At 69.6% G+C, this 20247-nt stretch carries 21 protein-coding genes, 1 pseudogene and 1 riboswitch; of the genes and pseudogenes, 11 read left to right on the forward strand and 11 right to left on the reverse strand.

From position 1 onward, the window contains the following. Positions 1-16: 16 nt before the first annotated feature. Positions 17-463, forward strand: a complete 447-nt coding sequence (gene rplI / locus ACFWN1_RS06170; RefSeq protein WP_384358721.1) for a 50S ribosomal protein L9 — start codon at positions 17-19, stop codon at positions 461-463. 158 nt (positions 464-621) lie between these two features. On the opposite strand, the gene ACFWN1_RS06175 is transcribed toward rplI, so the two are convergent. Next, on the reverse strand, positions 622-1959 hold the full coding sequence (locus ACFWN1_RS06175) for an MATE family efflux transporter (protein ID WP_384358723.1): 1338 nt from the start codon (positions 1957-1959) through the stop codon (positions 622-624). Between the two features lie 464 nt (positions 1960-2423). Here ACFWN1_RS06175 and dnaB point away from each other — a divergent pair, with 464 nt between their 5' ends. After that, positions 2424-3902 carry a replicative DNA helicase gene (gene dnaB, locus ACFWN1_RS06180; RefSeq protein ID WP_384358725.1) on the forward strand — a complete coding sequence of 493 codons (1479 nt, stop codon included), beginning with the start codon at positions 2424-2426 and terminating at the stop codon, positions 3900-3902. Positions 3903-3963: 61 nt separating this feature from the next. After that, positions 3964-4173 (forward strand): annotated as a pseudogene (locus ACFWN1_RS06185) (serine hydrolase); the annotation flags it as partial. A 6-nt stretch (positions 4174-4179) separates the two neighbouring features. Here ACFWN1_RS06185 and ACFWN1_RS06190 read toward each other — a convergent pair. Then, positions 4180-4632, reverse strand: a complete 453-nt coding sequence (locus ACFWN1_RS06190; RefSeq protein ID WP_384358727.1) for a GNAT family N-acetyltransferase — start codon at positions 4630-4632, stop codon at positions 4180-4182. A 10-nt stretch (positions 4633-4642) separates the two neighbouring features. Next, on the reverse strand, positions 4643-5101 hold the full coding sequence (locus tag ACFWN1_RS06195; RefSeq protein WP_384358729.1) for a MarR family winged helix-turn-helix transcriptional regulator: 459 nt from the start codon (positions 5099-5101) through the stop codon (positions 4643-4645). Between the two features lie 140 nt (positions 5102-5241). On the opposite strand from ACFWN1_RS06195, the gene ACFWN1_RS06200 reads away from it, so the two are divergent. Together ACFWN1_RS06200 and ACFWN1_RS06205 are read left to right on the forward strand one after the other, a co-directional pair. Beyond that, positions 5242-6450, forward strand: coding sequence for an MFS transporter (locus ACFWN1_RS06200; protein ID WP_384358731.1), 1209 nt, complete (start codon positions 5242-5244; stop codon positions 6448-6450). A gap of 97 nt (positions 6451-6547) precedes the next feature. Then, positions 6548-6967 carry a heme-binding protein gene (locus tag ACFWN1_RS06205; protein WP_384358733.1) on the forward strand — a complete coding sequence of 140 codons (420 nt, stop codon included), beginning with the start codon at positions 6548-6550 and terminating at the stop codon, positions 6965-6967. Between the two features lie 63 nt (positions 6968-7030). Here ACFWN1_RS06205 and ACFWN1_RS06210 read toward each other — a convergent pair whose 3' ends face one another. Further along, positions 7031-7897: a GNAT family N-acetyltransferase gene (locus ACFWN1_RS06210; protein ID WP_384358735.1), complete on the reverse strand. Its 867-nt coding sequence runs from the start codon at positions 7895-7897 to the stop codon at positions 7031-7033. Between the two features lie 222 nt (positions 7898-8119). Between ACFWN1_RS06210 and ACFWN1_RS06215 the strand changes: the two genes are divergently transcribed. After that, complete coding sequence (locus ACFWN1_RS06215) at positions 8120-9475, forward strand: globin domain-containing protein (RefSeq protein ID WP_384358737.1); 1356 nt, start codon at positions 8120-8122, stop codon at positions 9473-9475. Positions 9476-9487: 12 nt separating this feature from the next. Here ACFWN1_RS06215 and ACFWN1_RS06220 read toward each other — a convergent pair whose 3' ends face one another. The 5 genes from ACFWN1_RS06220 to ACFWN1_RS06240 form a co-directional block, all read right to left on the reverse strand. Beyond that, on the reverse strand, positions 9488-9970 hold the full coding sequence (locus ACFWN1_RS06220; RefSeq protein ID WP_384358740.1) for an NUDIX domain-containing protein: 483 nt from the start codon (positions 9968-9970) through the stop codon (positions 9488-9490). A gap of 155 nt (positions 9971-10125) precedes the next feature. Continuing rightward, complete coding sequence (locus ACFWN1_RS06225; RefSeq protein ID WP_384358742.1) at positions 10126-11031, reverse strand: LysR substrate-binding domain-containing protein; 906 nt, start codon at positions 11029-11031, stop codon at positions 10126-10128. A 241-nt stretch (positions 11032-11272) separates the two neighbouring features. Further along, positions 11273-12421 carry a cystathionine gamma-lyase gene (locus tag ACFWN1_RS06230; protein WP_384358744.1) on the reverse strand — a complete coding sequence of 383 codons (1149 nt, stop codon included), beginning with the start codon at positions 12419-12421 and terminating at the stop codon, positions 11273-11275. Beyond that, positions 12418-12909 carry a low molecular weight protein-tyrosine-phosphatase gene (locus ACFWN1_RS06235; RefSeq protein WP_384358746.1) on the reverse strand — a complete coding sequence of 164 codons (492 nt, stop codon included), beginning with the start codon at positions 12907-12909 and terminating at the stop codon, positions 12418-12420. Before ACFWN1_RS06235 ends, ACFWN1_RS06230 begins: the two co-directional genes overlap by 4 nt. Before the next feature lie 7 nt (positions 12910-12916). Then, the gene (locus tag ACFWN1_RS06240) at positions 12917-13294 is read right to left on the reverse strand and encodes a phage holin family protein (RefSeq protein ID WP_384358748.1); all 378 of its coding nucleotides are present in this window, start codon (positions 13292-13294) and stop codon (positions 12917-12919) included. Between the two features lie 59 nt (positions 13295-13353). On the opposite strand from ACFWN1_RS06240, the gene ACFWN1_RS06245 reads away from it, so the two are divergent. The 4 genes from ACFWN1_RS06245 to ACFWN1_RS06260 all read left to right on the forward strand — a co-directional run bounded on the left by ACFWN1_RS06245 (position 13354) and on the right by ACFWN1_RS06260 (position 15693). Beyond that, a complete protein-coding gene (locus ACFWN1_RS06245; protein WP_384358750.1) occupies positions 13354-13671 on the forward strand; it encodes a cupin domain-containing protein in 318 nt (105 codons plus the stop codon). Positions 13672-13886: 215 nt separating this feature from the next. After that, complete coding sequence (locus ACFWN1_RS06250; protein ID WP_384358751.1) at positions 13887-14099, forward strand: DUF5326 family protein; 213 nt, start codon at positions 13887-13889, stop codon at positions 14097-14099. Between the two features lie 273 nt (positions 14100-14372). Further along, a complete protein-coding gene (locus tag ACFWN1_RS06255) occupies positions 14373-15158 on the forward strand; it encodes an IclR family transcriptional regulator (protein WP_384358753.1) in 786 nt (261 codons plus the stop codon). Between the two features lie 97 nt (positions 15159-15255). Next, complete coding sequence (locus ACFWN1_RS06260) at positions 15256-15693, forward strand: SsgA family sporulation/cell division regulator (protein WP_030806138.1); 438 nt, start codon at positions 15256-15258, stop codon at positions 15691-15693. A gap of 124 nt (positions 15694-15817) precedes the next feature. On the opposite strand, the gene ACFWN1_RS06265 is transcribed toward ACFWN1_RS06260, so the two are convergent. Continuing rightward, the gene (locus tag ACFWN1_RS06265; RefSeq protein WP_384358755.1) at positions 15818-17293 is read right to left on the reverse strand and encodes a YibE/F family protein; all 1476 of its coding nucleotides are present in this window, start codon (positions 17291-17293) and stop codon (positions 15818-15820) included. Between the two features lie 72 nt (positions 17294-17365). Then, positions 17366-17539: riboswitch (TPP riboswitch) on the forward strand. On the opposite strand from ACFWN1_RS06265, the gene thiC reads away from it, so the two are divergent. After that, complete coding sequence (gene thiC / locus ACFWN1_RS06270; RefSeq protein ID WP_384358757.1) at positions 17532-19337, forward strand: phosphomethylpyrimidine synthase ThiC; 1806 nt, start codon at positions 17532-17534, stop codon at positions 19335-19337. It overlaps the preceding riboswitch by 8 nt. Before the next feature lie 27 nt (positions 19338-19364). On the opposite strand, the gene ACFWN1_RS06275 is transcribed toward thiC, so the two are convergent. Beyond that, positions 19365-20228 (reverse strand): hypothetical protein, encoded by an 864-nt coding sequence (locus ACFWN1_RS06275; protein WP_384358759.1) that lies wholly within the window; start codon positions 20226-20228, stop codon positions 19365-19367. Positions 20229-20247: the final 19 nt, after the last annotated feature.

The following is a 20247-nucleotide window of genomic DNA, read 5'->3' on the forward strand; positions in this document are numbered from 1 at the left end:
GAAGGGTGACTTACACATGAAGATCATCCTCACCCACGAGGTCTCCGGCCTCGGTGCCGCCGGCGACGTCGTCGACGTCAAGGACGGGTACGCCCGCAACTACCTGATCCCGCGGAAGTTCGCTATCCGCTGGACCAAGGGTGGCGAGCAGGACGTGGCGCAGATCCGCCGCGCCCGCAAGATCCACGAGATCCAGACCATCGAGCAGGCCAACCAGATCAAGGGCCGGCTCGAGGGTGTCAAGGTCCGTCTGGCCGTTCGCTCCGGCGACGCCGGTCGTCTCTTCGGTTCCGTCACCCCGGCCGACATCGCTTCGGCGATCAAGGCTTCCGGTGGCCCCGAGGTCGACAAGCGCCGCATCGAGCTGACCGCTCCGATCAAGACCCTGGGCGCATACGAGACGTCCGTGCGTCTGCACCCCGAGGTCGCCGCCAAGGTGACCCTCGAGGTCGTCGCGGCCTGATCGCCGTGACCACTCGGCTCGTTTGAGCTGGAGAGGGGCCGCATCCTTTCGGGGATGCGGCCCCTTTCTCATGCGCGCATGGGCTCAGGGCAGGGCAGACCGGCACGCGGGCCACGAGCACGTTTCACGTGAAACGGTCAGCAAGTCGCGTGAATCTGTCAGCGGGTCGCACCCGTCACGATCCACCGGCCGGACCGAGTACGTACCCAGAGAGTCGCCATCCGGACCGTCATCATCAGCGTCATGGCCGCCCAGATCGCTGTGAGGCCGCCGCCCAGCGCGGGCACGAGCAGGGCGACCGGGGTGAACACCGCCAGCGTGAGCACCATGGCCCACGCCAGATAGGGCCCGTCGCCCGCGCCCATCAGCACCCCGTCCAGCACGAAGACCACACCGCAGATGGGTTGGGAGAGCGCGACCACCAGGAGCGCGGGCAGTGCCACGTCCTTGACCCCGGCGTCACTGGTGAACAGTGGCAGGAAGAGTGGCCGCGCCGCTACCACGAGCACGCCGAGTACGACACCGGTGGCGATGCCCCACTGCACCATCCGGCGGCAGACCGCGTGAGCGCCGGCCGCGTCGTCGGCGCCCAGATAGCGGCCGATGATCGCCTGCCCGGCGATGGCGATCGCGTCCAGGGCGAAGGCCAGCAGACTCCACAGGGACAGCACGATCTGGTGCGCGGCGATGTCGGCGTCGCCGAGGCGGGCTGCCATCGCGGTGGCGATCATGAGGATGGCGCGCAGGGACAGCGTGCGGACCAGCAGCGGTACGCCGGCCTGTGCCGAGGCCCGGATGCCGGCGAGGTGCGGACGCAGGGATGCCCCGTGCCGTCGCGCACCCCGGACGACCACCCAGAGATAGATGGCGGCCATGCCGCACTGCGCGATCACAGTGCCCCAGGCGGAACCCGCTATGCCGAGCCCGGCGCCGTAGACGAGCACGGCGTTGAGGGCGGCATTGGCGATGAAGCCGCCGACGGCGACGTACAGCGGGGTCCGGGTGTTCTGCAGTCCGCGCAGCACACCGGTGGCGGCCAGCACGGCCAGCATGGCCGGGATGCCGAGGGCGGAGACACGCAGATAGGTGGTGGCGTAGGGAGTCGCGGTGGCGGACGCGCCGAAGAGGTCCACGATGCCGGGTGCGAGTGGAACGGCGACAGCGATGACGACGGCGCCGATGAGCAGCGCCAGCCAGATTCCGTCCATGCCCTGGCGGATCGCGGCGCGTATGTCGCCCGAGCCGACGCGGCGGGAGACCGCCGCCGTGGTGGCGTAGGCGAGGAAGACGAAGATGCTCACGGCGGTGGTGAGGAGCGCCGAGGCGACGCCGAGACCGGCGAGCTGTGCGGTGCCGAGATGGCCCACGATCGCGCTGTCGGCCATGACGAAGAGAGGCTCGGCGACGAGCGCGCCGAAGGCCGGAAGAGCGAGGGCCACGATCTCCTGGTCGTGGTGTCGCCTGGTGGCCTTGGGGATCGCGGCAGCCTGTGTCATGCGCATCAATCTAATCGTCCACAGGTAAGAGATGTAAATGCCTTTGGACCCTTACTCCAGCTTTCGAGGTGCATGGTTTCGCGCGGCGTTCGAGGTGATCTTGGTCCGAGTGGGAAAGTTTTTCTTCTGCACAGCCTGTGAGAGGTAAACGTGCAGGTCAGTCAGGTGTCAGTGAGGGGGGTGAGGTCTTGTTCACAGGACTGTCCACCGGGTCGTGCACAGGTTTCGGCGAGTTCTCCACAGCATCTGGGCCGTCGTCCACATGGCCTGTGGATAACCAGATTGGCTGACGGTGCCGGGGGGCCTACCGTGGTCCGGCGCCCGCTCCCCCTCCCGGCCGTGGAAACGTCACATATCCGACGTGCCGGAAGCGGAGTTGGGCCTCTCATTTTGTCAGTGCCGTGCCGTAGAACAGAGGGCACGGCGAGGTCAGTCCGCTCCGGCGGACGGGAGGAGGTGGCTCGGTGAGCATTTCCGAGCCCTTGGACGATCCGTGGGCCGACAGCGGTCCCAGCGATCGTCTCCCCGCCTCCCGGCGCCGCGGTGACTCGGGCCGCGGCCGTGACGAGCAGCATGAGCGCGGCCGCGAGAACGGCGGCTGGGACGACGGGGGCTCCACCTTCGAGCGGGTGCCGCCGCAGGACCTGGACGCCGAGCAGTCCGTGCTGGGCGGCATGCTGCTGTCCAAGGACGCCATCGCCGATGTCGTCGAGATCCTCAAGGGCCACGACTTCTACAAGCCGGCGCACGAGACGATCTACACGGCGATCCTCGACATCTACGCCAAGGGTGAGCCGGCCGACCCCATCACCATCGCGGCCGAACTCACCAAGCGCGGTGAGATCAACAAGGTCGGTGGGGCCGCCTATCTGCACACCCTCGTCCAGACGGTGCCGACCGCGGCGAACGCCGAGTACTACGCGGAGATCGTCCACGAACGGGCAGTCCTGCGTCGTCTGGTGGAGGCAGGCACCCGCATCACCCAGATGGGATACGCGGCCGACGGCGACGTCGACGAGATCGTCAACAGCGCCCAGGCCGAGATTTACGCGGTCACCGAGCAGCGCACCAGCGAGGACTACCTGCCGCTCGGCGACATCATGGAAGGCGCCCTCGACGAGATCGAGGCGATCGGCTCGCGCAGCGGCGAGATGACCGGTGTGCCCACCGGGTTCACCGACTTCGACTCGCTGACCAACGGGCTGCATCCCGGCCAGATGATCGTCATCGCGGCGCGTCCCGCCATGGGCAAGTCGACGCTGGCGCTGGACTTCGCGCGGGCCGCGTCGATCAAGCACAACCTCCCGAGCGTGGTCTTCTCGCTCGAAATGGGCCGCAACGAGATCGCCATGCGTCTGCTGTCCGCAGAGGCCCGTGTCGCCCTCCACCACATGCGGTCCGGCACGATGACCGACGAGGACTGGACGCGCCTGGCCCGCCGGATGCCGGACGTGTCGGCCGCGCCGCTCTACATCGACGACTCCCCGAACCTGTCGATGATGGAGATCCGCGCGAAGTGCCGCCGGCTGAAGCAGCGCAACGACCTGAAGCTGGTCGTCATCGACTACCTCCAGCTGATGCAGTCCGGTGGCTCCAAGCGGGCCGAGAGCCGACAGCAGGAGGTCTCGGACATGTCCCGTAACCTCAAGCTCCTCGCCAAGGAGCTGGAGATCCCGGTCATCGCGCTCTCACAGCTGAACCGTGGCCCCGAGCAACGCACCGACAAGAAGCCCATGGTCTCCGACCTGCGTGAGTCCGGCTCCATCGAGCAGGACGCCGACATGGTCATCCTGCTGCACCGCGAGGACGCCTACGAGAAGGAGTCCCCCCGCGCGGGCGAGGCCGACCTGATCGTCGCCAAGCACCGAAACGGCCCCACGGCCACGATCACGGTGGCCTTCCAGGGCCACTACTCCCGCTTCGTGGACATGGCCCAGACCTGACCGGTGCCGACCGAGGCAATATGGGCTCGACGTGTTCCCTTCCAGCCGGTGGACTGGGCACATGACGACATCGCACGAAGAGCTGCTTCCCGCGACCCGCAGGGCGTTGACGCACCGGATCGCCGTCGCGCAGGCCGAGGGGCGGGCGCCGTCGCTCGTCGCCGCGGTGGTGCGCGGGGGCAGGGTGGTGTGGCACGGTGCGCGGACCTCGGTGGACGGGCACGGGCCGGACGAGGACGTGCAGTACCGGATCGGCTCCATCAGGGCAACCGCGCTGTCAGAGGCTCAGCTTGAAGCCTTCGTGGGAGGCCGTGAAGCCCAGCCGCTCATAGAAGCGGTGAGCGTCGGTGCGCGTCTTGTCGGAGGTCAGCTGCACCAGGTGGCAGCCGAGGCGGCGCGAGGTGTCGACGGCCCACTGGATCAGCTCGGTGCCGAGTCCGCTGCCGCGCTCGTCCGCGTGGACCCGTACGGCCTCGATGAGGGAACGGGTGGCGCCTTTGCGGGAGAGCCCGGGGATGATCGTGAGCTGGAGTGTCCCGATGACCCGGCCATCCCGGACCGCTGCGACGAGGTGCTGGTTCGGGTCGGTGTCCAGGCGCTCGAAGGCCGTCAGGTAGGGCGTCAGGTCGTCGGGTGATTCACGCTGTGCGCCCAGGGGGTCGTCGGCGAGCATGGCCACGATCGCCGGGACATCGTCCGAGGTCGCGGGCCTTATGTCGAGGTCGGTCATGGGGCGCAGCCTATGCGGGGACGTGCAGCGACTCCACGGCCCTGACCAGCGGGGCGAGTTCGGGAGTCAGGGCCGCCGCGTCCAGTGCCCCGCGCAGTGCGGCGTCATTGGTCGGGCGTGCCTTCTCCAGCAGCTCCAGACCGGTCTCGGTGACATTGGTGTAGATGCCCCGGCGGTCGGTGGGGCACAGATAGCGCTCCAGCAGGCCACGGTCCTCCAGACGGGTAACCAGTCGGGTGGTGGCGCTCTGGCTGAGGACGACGGCGTCGGCGACCTGCCTCATCTGCAGATGCCCGCCGTCACCGTCGTGCTGCCTGCTGAGCACATCGAGCAGGGAGTACTCGCGCACGCTCAGCTCATGCTGCGTCTGGAGGGCGCGCTCGATGTGCGCCTCGATCCTCCCGTGCAGCAGAGACAGGGCGCACCAGCCCTGCGCGAGAGCGGTGAGCGCGGGGTCCGTCGCTGTCATGGGTGTTCCTCCGTCCCGGAGCGGCTGACTCCAGAGTAGACCACGGCCGCAATAGCCAGCGATTGCCTTTAGCGCGCGTCTGCAATTATTGTGGACACACGCAAAGCGCTCTTGCAATCTTTTGGAAGGTGTACCCCCTTATGCCTCTCGCGCTTCTGGCCCTGGCGATCGGGGCCTTCGGAATCGGCACGACCGAGTTCGTGATCATGGGTCTGCTGCCGCAGGTCGCGGGTGACTTCGGCGTCTCCATCCCCACCGCGGGCCTGCTCGTCACCGGCTACGCCCTCGGCGTGGTGATCGGCGCTCCGCTGATGACCGTGCTCGGCACCAAGGTCTCGCGCAAGCGGATGCTGATGGTGCTGATGGGCCTGTTCATCGCGGGCAACCTGCTCTCGGCCGTCGCCCCCGTCTTCGCGGTCATGCTGATCGGACGGGTGGTCGCTTCCCTCGCCCATGGAGCCTTCTTCGGCATCGGCTCGGTCGTCGCGGCCGAGCTGGTGGCACCGCAGAAGAAGGCCGGCGCCATCGCCATGATGTTCACGGGGCTGACCGTCGCCAATGTGATCGGCGTCCCGCTGGGCACACTCATCGGGCAGCAGATCGGCTGGCGCGTGACCTTCGGCATCGTCGCCGTCCTCGGTTTGATCGGCCTCGCGGGGATCGCCAAGCTCGTGCCCGAGATGCCCAGGTCCGAGGGCGTGCAGCTGCGGCATGAGCTGGCCGCTTTCAAGAACGCCCAGGTCCTGCTGGCCATGGCAATGACCGTGCTCGGCTTCGGCGGAGTCTTCGCCGCCATCACCTACATCGCGCCGATGATGACCCAGGTCGCCGGTTTCGCCGACGGCTCGGTCACCTGGCTGCTGGTCCTGTTCGGCCTAGGCATGGTCGGCGGCAACCTGATCGGCGGCAAGTTCGCCGACCGCGCCCTGATGCCCATGCTCTACGTCTCACTGGGCGCTTTGGCGGTCGTCCTCGCGCTCTTCACGCTCACCGCGCACAACAAGATCGCGGCGGCCGTGACCATCGCCCTGATCGGCGCCCTCGGCTTCGCCACCGTCCCGCCGCTGCAGAAGCGCGTCCTCGATCAGGCGCACGGCGCTCCGACGCTGGCCTCGGCCGTGAACATCGGCGCCTTCAACCTGGGCAACGCCCTGTCCGCCTGGCTCGGCGGCACGGTCATCGCATCCGGGTTCGGCTACACCGCCCCCAGTTGGGTGGGCGCCATCCTCGCCGCGGCAGCCCTACTGCTCGCCATCCTGTCGGGCGCTCTCGAGCGCCGCGCCGCCGGGTCCGGTGCGGTGACCGCCTCCGCCGCACCCGCAGGACAGCCGGAGCCCGCCCGCCGCTGAGACCGGCACGGCAGCTCCACAGATCCCCGTCCGCACCGGTGACGAACGCGGCCCGGCCCGGACGGACCATTTCAGAGACCTCCAAGGAGCCCCCGCCATGAGCACCACCACCGTCGCCCCGCTCACCATCGAGGACGCCGAGCTGCTCATCGTCACCGCCCAGCGCGCGGCCGAGGGCGCAGGTGTGACCGTCAGCGTCACCGTCCTGGATGCCGGTGGCCAGCTGCTCGCCTTCCGCCGGGACGACAGGTCCGTGCCGATCTCCGGAGAGACCAGCACCCGCAAGGCGTACACCGCGCTCCAGCTCGATGCGCCGACCGCCGAGCTGGTCGGCCTCGTGCAGCCTGGCGGCCTCTTCCACACGCTGCCCACGGCGCTCGACCGTCCGCTGCTCTTCATCGCCGGTGGCGTGCCGGTCCACCGTGACGGTCGGCTGATCGGTGCGATCGGCGTCGGCGGCGGTGCGCCGGACCAGGACCACGGCTTCGCCACCGAGGCTGCGCGCGCCCTCGTTTGAGCGAACCCCGCACACCAGGACAACGGCCCTCGCCGTATCTCGGGGGCCGTCGTCCTGTAGGGGTCAGCCTGCGGCCACCGTCAGCGGTGCGAACCTGCGCGTCCAATCCCCCGGCAGCTCGGCCGTGCCAAGCACCATGACCGCGTTCGACATCACCGGCGCGAGCCCGCGCTCCCTCGCCCAGGTCAGCAGCTCCTCGTGGCGCACGTCCACGTCGGTGCGCAGCGGTCGGTCCGTACGGGCCGCGAGCGACTCGATGAGGGCCTTCGCCGTGTCGGTGTCGCGGGCGATCAGCGGGCCGACGACATGGGTCGCCATGTTGGGCCAAGCGGCGGCGTAGCCGATGATCCGGCCGCTGTCCTCCGCCACCCGTATCTGATCGGCGAAGGCGGGCAGCCGGACGAGGACCGGGGTGCGGTCGGCGCCGAACACCTCCGCGTCGAGGCGGAGGATCGACGGAAGGTCCTCGGCGGTCGCGGCCCGCGTCGCCACCGACGGCTCCGCCCCATCTGGCGTGTAGTGCCCCATGAGCATCTCCGCCCGGCCTACGGTCTTGAAGCCGATCTCCTCGTAGAGCGGCCGGCCCGCAGGCGTGGCATGCAAAGTCAGGGGAGTGCTGTCCATGGCCGCCACAACGTGCCGCATCAGGCGACGCCCCACGCCCCTGCGGGAATGGCGTTCGGCGACCAGGACCATGCCGATGGCACCCAGCTCCAGCCGCTGCCCGGAGCCGTACTCCGTGACGACGCACGCGGCGACGAGACCGCCGTCGGGATCGTCGACGCCGAAGCCGTTGCCGGCGTTCAGCAGCAGACCCCACTTGTGTTCCTCACGGGACCACCCCCGGTCCTCGGACAGATCGGCGCAGGCGGTGAGATCGCGCGGGGTCAGACGGCGGATGGGCAGCGCGGCGAGGGAAGAGATCGGCACGCCGGTCAGGCTGTCCGAAGGATGCCCCCCTCGTCCACCGGATTCGGAGTCTTCCTACTGCTCCAGGCCAGTCCCCTTCGTGCTGTTTCACGTGAAACAGCACGAACGGCAGACGACGAACCGCGCGCGGAAGTCGATCAACCCGGCGACCGCGCGGAGGCTTTAGCGGCCAACAGCGTATCCGGATGAAGCGCGTCAAGAAGCGTTTTTCCAGGTAATGGGATGCGGAATCCGGGCCCGGTGTCACGCTGCGGAGCGAGTGCTGCGGTCCTCCGCCTCGTCGGGGATCACGCGCTTCCGAGGGGGAGAGCGCAGACCGCCGCAGGAGTGCGAGCGAGGGCACACATGGAAGCTCCGGCCACCCCGTCGGGGAACGACGGCGTGCCTAACCACGGCGACCGACGGCCGTGGCGCGGAACCGAGACGGCGCCGGTATTACAGCGCCCGGTGCGGCCCCTCGCGCAGGTGTCCTGGGACGCACTGCTCATCCGCCGCACGATGGCGGAGATCGCACCCGTCGCCGACAAGGTGACCTCCTACTTCTACGCCCTTCTCTTCGTACGCCACCCGGAGTTGCGGCCCATGTTCCCGCCCGCGATGGACACCCAGCGGGACCGGCTCCTGCGGGCACTGCTCACGGCGGCGGAACACATCGACAACACATCCGTGCTCGTCGACTACCTGCGGAACCTCGGCCGGGGCCATCGCAAGTACGGCACCCGGGCCGAGCACTACCCGGCCGTGGGCGCCTGCCTGATCGGCGCCCTGAGCACCTACGCCACCCACACCTGGAACCCGCAGGCGGAGGCGGCCTGGGGCCGGGTGTACGCGACCATCTCCCAAGTCATGATCGACGCCGCCGCTACGGACGGGAGGAATGCTCCACCGTGGTGGCATGCCGAGGTCGTCACCCATGACCTGAGGACGCCTGACGTCGCGGTGCTCACCTTGCGCCCCGACCAGACGTACCTCTTTCTGGCCGGGCAGTACGCCAGTGTGGAGACTCCCTGGTGGCCGCGCGTCTGGCGGCACTACTCCTTCGCCTCCGCGCCCCGCCCAGACGGCCTGCTCACCTTCCATGTGCGCGCGGTCCCGGCCGGCTGGGTCTCCAACGCCCTGGTCCACCGAGCCTGCCCCGGAGACGTGGTGCGCCTCGGTCCACCTGTCGGCTCCATGATCGTCGACCACGGCACCGACAGCGGCCTGCTCTGCCTGGGCGGTGGCACCGGCATAGCGCCGATCAAGGCCATGGCCGAGGAGGTGGCCGAGCACGGCGCCCGTCGCCCGGTCGAGGTGTTCTACAGCGCCCGCCATGACCATGACCTGTATGACATCGACACCCTGCTCCGGCTGCGGCAGGCCCACCCATGGATATCCGTCCGGTCGGTCATCGACCGGGAGGACCGGCACCTTCACGACGCCGTGCGGGTGAGCGGCCCCTGGCGGGACTACGACGCGTATCTCTCTGGTCCGCCCGGCATGATCCGTAGCGGGGTGTCCGCGTTGCGGGCGCTCGGTGTTCCCGTGTCCCGCATACGCCACGACCCGGTCGAGGACCTGGTGGGCGCCGGTTCCTGAGCGCGACTCCGGTCAGCCGAGGTCGGGGGCGTGCAGGGCGCGGACGCCTTCGATGTTGCCGTCCAGATAGTGCCGCAGCGACAGCGGGACGAGGTGGACGGAGGCGATGCCGACCCGGGTGAAGGGGATGCGGACGATCTCGTACTCCCCGGCGGGCTCCTCCACCTCGGGGCCATGGCGGAGCGCCGGGTCCATGGATTCCAGCCGGCAGACGAAGAAGTGCTGGACCTTCACGCCGGTCGCGCCGCCGTCCTCCCCGATGTGCTCCACGGTGTCCACGAAGCAGGGCACGACATCGGTGATCTTGGCACCGAGTTCCTCGTACACCTCGCGGTGCAGGGCGTCGACGACGGTCGGGTCCTCGGGCTCGACTCCGCCACCGGGGGTGACCCAGTAGGGATCGACGCCGGGCTTGGTGCGCTTGATCAGGATCAGGTCGTCACCGTCCAGGAGAACGGCGCGGGCGGTGCGCTTGACCACGGGTCGGACGGTCATGGGAACAATGTGGCCCGGCCGGTTCCACGTGAAACATTGTCCGCGGCCTCGGCCTCACCACGGGGAGACATTCGCGGAGAAAAGCCCGCCACCACAGCCTCACCCCGGTCGTCACAACCACCCCGGTCGCCACAACCCCCGCTCGCCCTACTCCCTCAGCACCACCGAGAGGCGGCTCGCTGCAGCCACTCATGCGCCCGCGCGACATGCGGCAGCGCCAGTGAGCCGGTGCGCACCACCAGGAAGTAGGTCCGCAACGGCGGCACGGCCGGGTCGTGCAGCAGCACCACCTCGGCCCGGTCCAGGGCGCCGGCGCACAGATAGCGGGGCAGTACCGCCAGCCCCGCGCCCGCCGCAGCACAGGCCAGCACCGCGCGCAGGTCGGGGACGACGACCGTACCCGGCACAGCCGGCCGCGTGTCGAAGACGGAGGCCCAGTAGCGGGAGACGAAAGGCAACGACTCGTGGACCTCGACCACGGGCAGGTTCTTCAGCGCGGCCGCCCCCGTTCGCCGCAGCGCCTCCGGACCGATCCGCTCGGCCCAGCGCGGGGCGGCGACCAGCACGTGTTCCTCGTCGCAGAGCGGGCTCGCGCTCAGCAGGGCACCGCGCGGCCGGAGCGTGCTGATGGCCAGCTCGTGATGGCCGGCCGCGAGCCCCTCCAGCACTTCCTCCGCGGTCCCGAAGGAGGCGCGCAGGGCGAGGCCCTGACCGTCGGCGCCGGGCAGCTCCGTCAGGGCGGGCAGCGCGCGCTCGGCGGTGAACTCCGGGGGGCCGGCCAGATGCAGCGTGCGCGGCGAGGAGTCGTCGTCCAGGCCGCTCTCAGCTATCTCCACCAGGGCGTCGAGATGCGGTGCGGCCTTGTGGGCCAGCTCGTCGCCGATGGTCGTGGGCGTCACCCCACGGGCCTGTCGCAGGAACAGGGGGCGGCCGAGCTGGCGCTCCAGCGTGCGGATCTGGGAGGTGACGGCGGGCTGGGACAGGCCCAGCAGAGCGGCGGCGCGGGTGAAGGAGCCGGCCCGGTGCACGGTGACGAAGGTCCGGAGCAGGGCCAGATCCATGGCAAGGTCCCCTTTCCCTGCCTCCTCCGGCGCTCGGGCAGGCCTCAACCATAAATAAGTCGATAGGTCTTTGTCGTTACCGTGATTGGACACTGACGCACAGTCAACTAGCCTTGTTCACGCGGTTCTTCGCGCGCGGGACCGGGGACGGTCCGAGCCACGAGGGGGGAGGCTCGGACCGTCCGTCAGCACCCCGGAGGGGTACCTCGTCGATCATGCCGGACGCGCGGCGTGACATCCCCTAACCTGCGGTTTCATCAAGGGCGCGCAGCACGTCCGCCACCAGGTCCTCGGCATCCTCGGCCCCGACCGACATGCGGATGAAGCCCTCCGGCACGGCGTCCCCGCCCCAGCGGCCTCGCCGCTCGGCCGTGGAGCGCACCCCGCCGAAGCTCGTCGCGTCCTCGACCAGACGCAGTGCCCTGAGGAAGCGCTCGGCCTGCTCGCGCGTGGGCAGCGTGAAGGAGACCACGCAGCCGAAGCGGCGCATCTGCCGCGAGGCGACCGCGTGCGACGGGTCGTCGGGCAGCCCCGGATACCGCAGGCCGGACACCTCGGGACGCCCGCGCAGCGCCTGCGCCACCGCGAGTGCTGTGGCGTTCTGCTGGTCGACGCGGAGCGGAAGCGTGGCGATCGAGCGGTGGGCGAGCCACGCCTCCATCGGTCCGGGGATCGCTCCGACGATCTTCCGCCAGCGGCGCACCGCGTCCATCGCCTCGCCCCCGCGCCCGACGACATAGCCCAGCAGGACATCGCCATGGCCGGTCAGTTGCTTGGTGCCACTGGCCACGGCGAAGTCTGCGCCCAGCTCCAGCGGACGCTGCCCGAGTGGCGTGGCGAGGGTGTTGTCGACGGCCACCAGCGCGCCGCGGGCGTGCGCCTCCCGCGCCAACCGCTGGATGTCGCACACGTCGAGCCCGGGGTTGGAGGGCGACTCGATCCACAGCAGCTTCGCCCCGTCGAGTGCGTCGAGCTGGGCGTCGCCGCCGGTGGGCGCGGTGCGCACCTCGATGCCGAACGCCTCCAGCTGGGCCCGGACCAGGGGGAGCGCCTGGTAGCCGTCCGAGGGCAGTACGACCGTGTCGCCGGAGCGCAGGTGGGAGAAGAGCACGGCGGAGATCGCGGCCATGCCCGAGGCGAACACCAGCGTCTCGGCGTCGGCGTCGCCGGGTGCCTCCAGCTCGCCGATGGCGCGCTCCAGCAGGGTCCAGGTGGGGTTGCCGTCGCGGCCGTAGGAGTACGGGCCGCTCACGTCTCCGGGCAGGTGGAAGTGCGCGGCGAAGACCGGCCCCGGCAGGGTCGGCTCGTGCTTCACCGGCTCGGGAAGTCCGGCGCGGACGGCGCGCGTACCGTCGCCGGTCGCGTCCGGGCGCTCGGCTGTGTCGTTCATTCGGGCCGTTCCTCCAGATGTTCGCGTACGGAGTCGAGCAGTCCGGTGCTCGCCGCCTCCACCATCTCAAGGCACTCCTCGAAGCCGTCGCGGCCCCCGTAATAAGGGTCCGGTACGTCGAGGTCGGCGCCGGCCGCCGGGTCGTAGGAGCGCAGCAGGCGCACCTTGCGGGCGTCCTCATCGGTCCGGGCGAGGCGGCGCAGGGCCTTGAGGTGGCCGGTGTCGAGGGCGATCACGAGGTCGAGGCGGCCGAACCAGGACGCCTGGAACCGCCGCGCGGTGTGCCCGGTGCCGTAGCCGTGCTCGTCGAGGACGGACACGGTGCGCGGGTCGGCGTCGTCGCCCTCGTGCCAGTCACCGGTGCCGGCGCTGTCGACCTCGACCAGGCCGTCGAGTCCGGCCTCGGTGACGCGCGCCCGGAAGACCGACTCGGCCATGGGGGAGCGGCAGATGTTGCCGGTGCACACGAAACAGACGCGGTAGGCCATGACCGGATCAGTCCTCGTCGGGCAGAACGAGGTTCAGTGCCCAGGAGACGATGGAGATGATCAGACCGCCGAGCACGGCCGTCCAGAATCCTTCGACGTGGAAACTGAGGTTGAGCTGCCCGCACGCCCAGGAGGTGAGCAGCAGCATCAGCGCGTTGACGATGAGGGTGATCAGGCCCAGGGTCAGGATGAACAGCGGGAAGGTGAGCACCTTCACGACCGGCTTGACCAGGAGGTTCACCAGTCCGAAGACCAGCGCGACCACGATCAGCGTGCCGGCCTTCTTGCCCGTGCTGCCACCGGTGAGGGTGATCTTGTCGAGGAGCCACACGGCGACCGCGAGGGCGCCCGCGTTGGCGATCGTCTTGACTAGGAGATTCTTCATGTGTCTGATCGTTGCAGACCAGAATCAGAGTGGCTGCGCGGTGAGGACGGACGACGGCGATGAAGGTATTCAGGCTGGATGATCTGGAGGCGGAGCGCGCCGCGAACGAGGGCGCCTACCTGCAGTTCCTACGCGAGCGGAACATGTCGGTCGGCCTGTACGCCCTCGACGCCGGCTCGCACGACCCGCAGAAGCCCCACCTCCAGGACGAGGTGTACTTGGTGGTCAGCGGCCGGGCCGCGGTCACCGTCGGTCTGGAGACCACCGACATCGCGCGGGGCAGCGTGGTCTACGTGCCCGCGGGCGTGGTCCACAAGTTCCACCACATCAGCGAGGATCTGCGGGTCCTGGTGGTGTTCTCTCCCCCCGAAGGGTGAGGGCCGGTCGAGGGGAGAGGGCTGAGGGCCGGGCGCGAGGGGTGACGGCCGGGCTTGGGAGATGAGGGTCGGGCCTCAGGAGTGAGGGTCGGATCTCAGGGTTCCCTAGGGGATGGATCAGGGGACGACAAGGGATGCGAGACCCCCAGGGAGGCCCCCGCCGGGCCTAGCATCGAAGCGGGACATCGAGAACCGCTAACGCAAAGGACGAGGCGATGCGAGAGATCTTCACGGGCTTGCCGTGGTGGCTGAAGTGGGTCGCGGTGCCGGTCATCGCGCTGGTCGTGTTCGGCGGTCTGATAGCGACCGTGGTCGGCTTCCTGATCGGCCTGCTCTTCAAGCTCCTGCTCTTCGTCGCCCTGGTCGGCGGACTCATCTACGTGGTGCGGAAGTTCACCGCCGGCTCCTCCTCGCGCGGGGACTGGTGACGCGCGCGGGAGCCGGGGAGCGGTAACACGGAACGCCGGTTCCCTCGGGGGAGGGAAGTTTCCCCGGCAGGCCGTCCGCGCGCGGTGATGGACGGTTAGAGTCCGGAACTCCCGTGGGGCCCCGAACCCCACGGGCGGCACGCACCCCCACCCGTGTCCACCCCGCACGGGCCGTCCCCTCCGCGCTTCGGGAGTAAATCCTTGGCCACGGTCGACACCGCTCCGGCAGGACCCCTCGTACCCCCGGCTCCGGCGCGGTCCTGCGCGCCCCCGATGCAGCGGCCCCCCGCCGCCACCGCCCCCGACAAGCACTCCGCGACCCTCATCGGGTCCGTCCAGCGCGCGATGCGCCTGCTGGAGACGGTCGCCGGGCACGAGTACGGCGCTCCCGCCAAGCAACTCGCGCGTGAGACCGGCCTCGCGCTCCCCACGGCCTACCACCTACTGCGCACCCTGGTGCACGAGGGCTATCTGCGCCGGGACAAGGGCCGGTTCTTCCTCGGCGACGCGGCGGACCGGCTCAGCAGCAGCGGAGCGCAGCAGAAACGTCGCAGCACGGTGGCCGACACCCTCGCGCACTGGCGCGATTCGATCGGCGCCCCGGTGTACTACGCGATGTACCGGGACGGCGAGATCGAGGTCATGTGTGTGGCCGACTCGCGGGAGACCCCGGCCGTCGCGGAGTGGGCCGACTTCCGCGAGACCGGACACGCCCACGCGATCGGGAAGTGTCTGCTCTCCCAGTTGGACGAGGACGCCCGCCGCGACCACCTGGCGCGGTACCCGGTGCGCTCCCTCACGCCGTACACCGTGCGCGACAACGACGCTCTGCTGCGGCGGCTGGCCAGGACCCGGCGCATGGAACCGGTGGTGGAGCGGCAGGAGTACGCCCTTGGGGCCGTCTGTGCGGCGGTACCGATCACTGTCGGTACAACCGCTGCGACGATGGCAGTCTCGCTCCCGGCTCATCAGGCTGATCAATGGCCGTGCATGACAAGGAGGTTGCAGTCGGAGATGGGCCGTCACATGGGCGCACTGTCGCTCTCTATCAGCATCTGAAAACTCACTCCTTGTGATCTGCCATGCACGTTCAGCTAGATTTGACCCCAGTCAGGGATTAAACCCAGCCAGTCGATGTCATATGACGGGGTAGGCGATGCGCGAGTCCGTACAGGCAGAAGTCATGATGAGCTTTCTCGTGTCGGAGGAGCTTTCCTTCCGTATTCCGGTGGAGTTGCGCTATGAGACGAGCGATCCCTATGCGGTGCGGCTCACTTTCCATCTGCCCGGTGACGCCCCGGTGACCTGGGTCTTCGGCCGGGAGTTGATGATCGACGGGGTCGGCCGGCCGTGCGGCGAGGGGGATGTGCACATCTCCCCCGTCGACTGCGAGGTGCTGGGCGAAGTGCTGATCCGGCTTCAGGTGGGCGGTGACCAGGCGCTGTTCCGCTCCTCCACCCCGCCGCTCGTGGCGTTCCTCGACCGTACCGACAAGCTGGTGCCGCTCGGGCAGGAGGGTGCGCTGGCCGACTTCGACACCCACCTCGACGAGGCTCTGGGCCGCATCCTGGCCGAGGAGCAGAGCGCGGGCTGACGCGGCACGGCCAAGGAGCGCCCAGCGCTCCGCCGGGCTCCGTGAACCTCTGAAGAAACGCTTCTGCTAGAGCCCGCGGTCCGGCTGCCCCGGACGCCGGCCCGCCGGACCCGAACAGCGCCGCTCAGCGCTTCCTGCGCCGCCCCCTGCCACCGGAGGCCACGGCGGGCCGGGCGGCCGGAGGAGCCGCCGTACCGGATGCGGGGCGGTCGGCCGACACGACCAGCGCGGCGAGCGCGGTGGTGACCGGCACCGAGGCGACCAGGCCGATCGAGCCGACCAGCGTGCGCACGATCTCCTCGGCGACCAGTTCACTGGTGGCCACCGTGCCCACACCGCTCTGTGCGATGGAGAACAGCAGCAGCAGGGGCAGCGCGGCACCCGCGTAGGCGAGCACGAGGGTGTTGACGACGGAGGCGATGTGGTCGCGGCCGATGCGGATGCCCGCCCGGTACAGCCCGCGCCAGCCCATCGAGGGATTGGCCTCGTGCAGCTCCCACACCGCAGAGGTCTGGGTGACCGTCACATCGTCCAGCACGCCCAGCGAGCCGATGATGACGCCCGCCAGCAGCAGGCCGCTCATGTCGATCGACGGGTAGAGACCGTGGATCAGGCCCGTGCTGTCGTCCGTGTTGCCGGTGAGGGCGGCCCAGCCGATGAACTGCGAGCCGAGGAAACCGATCAGCAGCAGGGAGACGAGGGTGCCGAGCACCGCGACGGAGGTCCGTGCGGACAGGCCATGGCACATGTAGAGCGCGATGAGCATGATCGCGCTCGATCCGACCACGGCCACCAGCAGCGGATTCGAGCCCTGGAGCACCGCGGGCAGGATGAACAGGGTCAGCACCAGGAAGCTGACGGCCAGCGCCACCAGCGCCATGACACCGCGCAGCCGGCCCACCACCACGACGGCGACCGCGAAGATTCCGGCCAGCAGCGCCATGGGGAACTTGCGGTCCAGATCGGTGACGGCGTACTGGAGGTCCTTCGGCGCCTTGGGCTCGTAGGCGACCACGACCTTGTCGCCCTGGTGCAACTGCCGGGTCTGGTCGGGCTGCACCAGCTCGGTGAAGGTGCGGCCCTGGTCCTTGCCGGTGTCGACCCGGACCGTCGCCTTCTTGCAGGGGCCCTTCTGGGCCTGGGTGGCCGGACCCGCGCCCGTGCCGGAAGGATCGCCGGCCGGGGCTCCCCCGCCGGTACCGCCCACCTGGCAGCTCACCGGGGTGACCTGGGTAACCGTGGCCTGCTGGGTCTGGCGGTCGAAGCCGACCCCGGTGCGCTGGTGCGGCGGCGCGCCTCCGGGCCAGAGCACCACCAGACCCACGACGACGGCCGCGCTGAACGGGATCAGGATGGCCGCGATGACCTTGCGCAGATGCTTGGAGACCGGGGTGGCGGGGCCGTGGCTGTGCGAGTGGCCATGCCCCTGACCGTGACCGCCATGGCCGCCATGACCACCGCGCCCGTCACCATGCCCGTCGTGCCCGCCTCCGGAGCCGGGTCCGTGCTCACCCCCGGGGCCGGGGCCGGGGCCTGGTCCGGAGCCGGGTCGCCGGGGTGGGCCGGGGGGAGGGTAGGGGGGCTGCTGCGTCGTGGTCACGGCCCGATCATTGCAAGAACGGGGGGAGGCCCACTGTTCATCCCGTCACACCGGGCGCTAGCGTGGAGGAACCTTTGCACACGCGGGAGCTCGGAGCACCGGGCTGAGAGGGCGCTGACCTCCGTCGTTGCGATGTTTCACGTGGAACCACGTTCCACGTGAAACATCTGCGGGCGGAACTTGCTGCGTCGACCGCCGAACCTGTTACCGGGTAATGCCGGCGTAGGGAGTAGGTCTCATGACCAACAAGGACGCGCGCACGTTTGCCTCCGCGCGGAGCACGACGACCAGTTCGTCGGGCGAGGGGGCCGGAAAGTCCATCGGCTGGCACAAGGCGTATGTCGCGGGCTCGCGCCCCGATCTGAGGGTGCCGATCCGTCAGGTGCATCTCTCCAACGGGCGGTCGGTCGCGCTGTACGACACCTCCGGCCCGTACACCGATCCTGAAGCCGCCACCGATGTCCGCCGGGGGCTGGCCCCGTTGCGGGAGAACTGGATCGTCGCCCGTGGCGACACCGAGGAGTACGCGGGCCGTCCCGTCCGGCCGGAGGACGACGGGATCAAGCACACCTCGCCGCGCGGCGGTCTGCGTAATCTGGACGCGGTCTTTCCGGGACGGCCCCGGCAGCCCCGGCGGGGGCGGGCGGGGCAGGCGGTCACACAGCTCGCGTACGCCCGCCGGGGGGAGATCACGTCCGAGATGGAGTTCGTGGCGCTTCGGGAGAACGTCGCCCCCGAGGTGGTCCGCGAGGAGATCGCGGCGGGCCGGGCCGTGCTGCCCGCCAATGTGAACCATCCGGAGAGCGAGCCGATGATCATCGGCAAGCGGTTCCTGGTGAAGGTCAACGCCAACATCGGCAACTCGGCGGTCTCCTCCTCGATCGAGGAGGAGGTGGAGAAGATGACCTGGGCCACCCGCTGGGGCGCCGACACGGTCATGGACCTCTCCACCGGCCGCAACATCCACACCACCCGCGAGTGGGTGCTGCGCAACTCCCCCGTGCCCATCGGCACCGTGCCCCTCTACCAGGCCCTGGAGAAGGTCGACGGCAGGGCCGAGGAACTGACCTGGGAGGTCTACAAGGACACGGTGATCGAGCAGGCCGAACAGGGCGTGGACTACATGACGGTGCACGCGGGTGTGCGGCTGCCGTACGTCCCGCTCACGGCGAACCGCAAGACCGGCATCGTCTCGCGCGGCGGCTCGATCATGGCTGCCTGGTGCCTGGCGCACCACAAGGAGTCGTTCCTGTACGAGAAGTTCGAGGAACTCTGCGAGATCCTCGCCGCCTACGACGTCACCTACTCGCTCGGCGACGGTCTGCGGCCCGGTTCGATCGCGGACGCCAACGACGAGGCGCAGTTCGCGGAGTTGCGCACGCTCGGGGAACTCAACCGGATCGCCCGGCGCTTCGACGTACAGACGATGATCGAGGGTCCCGGGCACGTCCCGATGCACAAGATCAAGGAGAACATCGAGCTTCAGCAGGAGATCTGCGACGAAGCTCCGTTCTACACGCTCGGCCCGCTGACCACCGACGTCGCACCGGCGTACGACCACATCACCTCGGGTATCGGCGCCGCGATGATCGCCTGGTGGGGCACGGCGATGCTCTGCTACGTCACGCCCAAGGAGCACCTGGGCCTGCCGAACCGGGACGACGTCAAGACCGGCGTCATCACCTACAAGATCGCAGCCCACGCGGCCGACCTGGCCAAAGGCCACCCCGGAGCCCAGGAGTGGGACGACGCGCTCTCGGACGCCCGCTTCGAGTTCCGGTGGGAGGACCAGTTCAACCTGGCCCTGGACCCGGACACGGCGCGGGAGTTCCACGACGAGACGCTGCCCGCCGAACCGGCGAAGACGGCCCACTTCTGCTCCATGTGCGGGCCGAAGTTCTGCAGCATGAAGATCTCGCAGGACATCCGGCGCGAACACGGCGGCAACCGGGCCGAGATCGAGGAGGGCATGGCAAGGAAGTCTCTGGAGTTCGCGGCCACGGGCAACCGGGTCTACCTCCCGATCGTGGAGGACCCGTCCTAGCCGGACCGTTCCAAGCCGGAGCTGGCCCTAGTCCGGTTGGTGTTCCGGTCCGCCGAAGTCCGGGCTCGTGTAGTCCGGGCTGCTGAAGCGGGGGCGGTCGGTGGCCGCTCCGTCGTCGGGGCTGCTGAAGCCGGGGCGGCCGTAGCCCAGGCGGGGCATCCGGCCGCTCGGTCCGGAAGCCGGCAGGGGCGGTGAGGCGGGTCCGCCGGGCTGGGCGAGGGCGTCGCGCAGGAAGGGCAGGATGCCGCGTTCGAGCAGCGCGTCCCGCCACTCCTGCCCCGCCCTCGCCACCGCCTCGCGCGCCTCATCCTGGACGGCGGCCCCTGCGGACGAGTTGTTGCGCAGCGCGGTGATCAGCAGCGCCACCCCGGCGGTCAGGATCGCCGCCGCCGCCACGGCGCCGAAGACCCAGCCGACGGTGAGCATGGTCCGGCCGAACTGCTGGCCGGGGGCGAGCATCTTCAGGATGTAGCCGACCAGCAGGAAGATCACCGCGGCCGTGCCGGCGAGCACGGGGGCCAGGACCGCGATCATCGCGCTGGCGCCCGCCCCGGCGGCCTCGGCGGTCTCACCCAGGGCGGCGGCGAGCCCAAGGGCGCCCGAACCCTGCTCCACCGCACCGGATTCGGTGCTGGAGCCCTCGGCGGGAGGTGCCGGACGGCGCAGTTCCTCGCGGGTCTTGACGTAGTGCTGGTACTCGATGGCGGCGGCCGCCGCGATGAGGGCCGTGGCATTGAGCGCCATCGTGCGCAGTTGCTCAGGGTTCAGCCGCTCTCCGACGGCGGACAGCTCCGGGTACTCGGGTGCGGAGCGCAGCGCCTCATCGAGGAGCCGCTCGAATTCCCGGCGATCCTCGTTCAGCAGGTGCTGCGGAACGCTGTTCATGTGCATCCCCCGATGCTCCGTGGGC

Source organism: Streptomyces sp. NPDC058459 (assembly GCF_042721685.1).
Lineage (GTDB): Bacteria > Actinomycetota > Actinomycetes > Streptomycetales > Streptomycetaceae > Streptomyces.

What these genes read in the sequence shown, in the direction of transcription:
- rplI (WP_384358721.1), top strand. Translation starts at nt 17, where the DNA reads ATGAAGATCATCCTCACCCACGAGGTCTCCGGCCTCGGTGCCGCCGGC.
- ACFWN1_RS06175 (WP_384358723.1), bottom strand. Translation starts at nt 1,959, where the DNA reads ATGACACAGGCTGCCGCGATCCCCAAGGCCACCAGGCGACACCACGAC.
- ACFWN1_RS06190 (WP_384358727.1), bottom strand. Translation starts at nt 4,632, where the DNA reads ATGACCGACCTCGACATAAGGCCCGCGACCTCGGACGATGTCCCGGCG.
- ACFWN1_RS06195 (WP_384358729.1), bottom strand. Translation starts at nt 5,101, where the DNA reads ATGACAGCGACGGACCCCGCGCTCACCGCTCTCGCGCAGGGCTGGTGC.
- ACFWN1_RS06200 (WP_384358731.1), top strand. Translation starts at nt 5,242, where the DNA reads ATGCCTCTCGCGCTTCTGGCCCTGGCGATCGGGGCCTTCGGAATCGGC.
- ACFWN1_RS06205 (WP_384358733.1), top strand. Translation starts at nt 6,548, where the DNA reads ATGAGCACCACCACCGTCGCCCCGCTCACCATCGAGGACGCCGAGCTG.
- ACFWN1_RS06215 (WP_384358737.1), top strand. Translation starts at nt 8,120, where the DNA reads ATGCGGAATCCGGGCCCGGTGTCACGCTGCGGAGCGAGTGCTGCGGTC.
- ACFWN1_RS06220 (WP_384358740.1), bottom strand. Translation starts at nt 9,970, where the DNA reads ATGACCGTCCGACCCGTGGTCAAGCGCACCGCCCGCGCCGTTCTCCTG.
- ACFWN1_RS06225 (WP_384358742.1), bottom strand. Translation starts at nt 11,031, where the DNA reads ATGGATCTGGCCCTGCTCCGGACCTTCGTCACCGTGCACCGGGCCGGC.
- ACFWN1_RS06230 (WP_384358744.1), bottom strand. Translation starts at nt 12,421, where the DNA reads ATGAACGACACAGCCGAGCGCCCGGACGCGACCGGCGACGGTACGCGC.
- ACFWN1_RS06235 (WP_384358746.1), bottom strand. Translation starts at nt 12,909, where the DNA reads ATGGCCTACCGCGTCTGTTTCGTGTGCACCGGCAACATCTGCCGCTCC.
- ACFWN1_RS06240 (WP_384358748.1), bottom strand. Translation starts at nt 13,294, where the DNA reads ATGAAGAATCTCCTAGTCAAGACGATCGCCAACGCGGGCGCCCTCGCG.
- ACFWN1_RS06245 (WP_384358750.1), top strand. Translation starts at nt 13,354, where the DNA reads ATGAAGGTATTCAGGCTGGATGATCTGGAGGCGGAGCGCGCCGCGAAC.
- ACFWN1_RS06250 (WP_384358751.1), top strand. Translation starts at nt 13,887, where the DNA reads ATGCGAGAGATCTTCACGGGCTTGCCGTGGTGGCTGAAGTGGGTCGCG.
- ACFWN1_RS06255 (WP_384358753.1), top strand. Translation starts at nt 14,373, where the DNA reads ATGCAGCGGCCCCCCGCCGCCACCGCCCCCGACAAGCACTCCGCGACC.
- ACFWN1_RS06260 (WP_030806138.1), top strand. Translation starts at nt 15,256, where the DNA reads ATGCGCGAGTCCGTACAGGCAGAAGTCATGATGAGCTTTCTCGTGTCG.
- thiC (WP_384358757.1), top strand. Translation starts at nt 17,532, where the DNA reads ATGACCAACAAGGACGCGCGCACGTTTGCCTCCGCGCGGAGCACGACG.
- ACFWN1_RS06275 (WP_384358759.1), bottom strand. Translation starts at nt 20,228, where the DNA reads ATGCACATGAACAGCGTTCCGCAGCACCTGCTGAACGAGGATCGCCGG.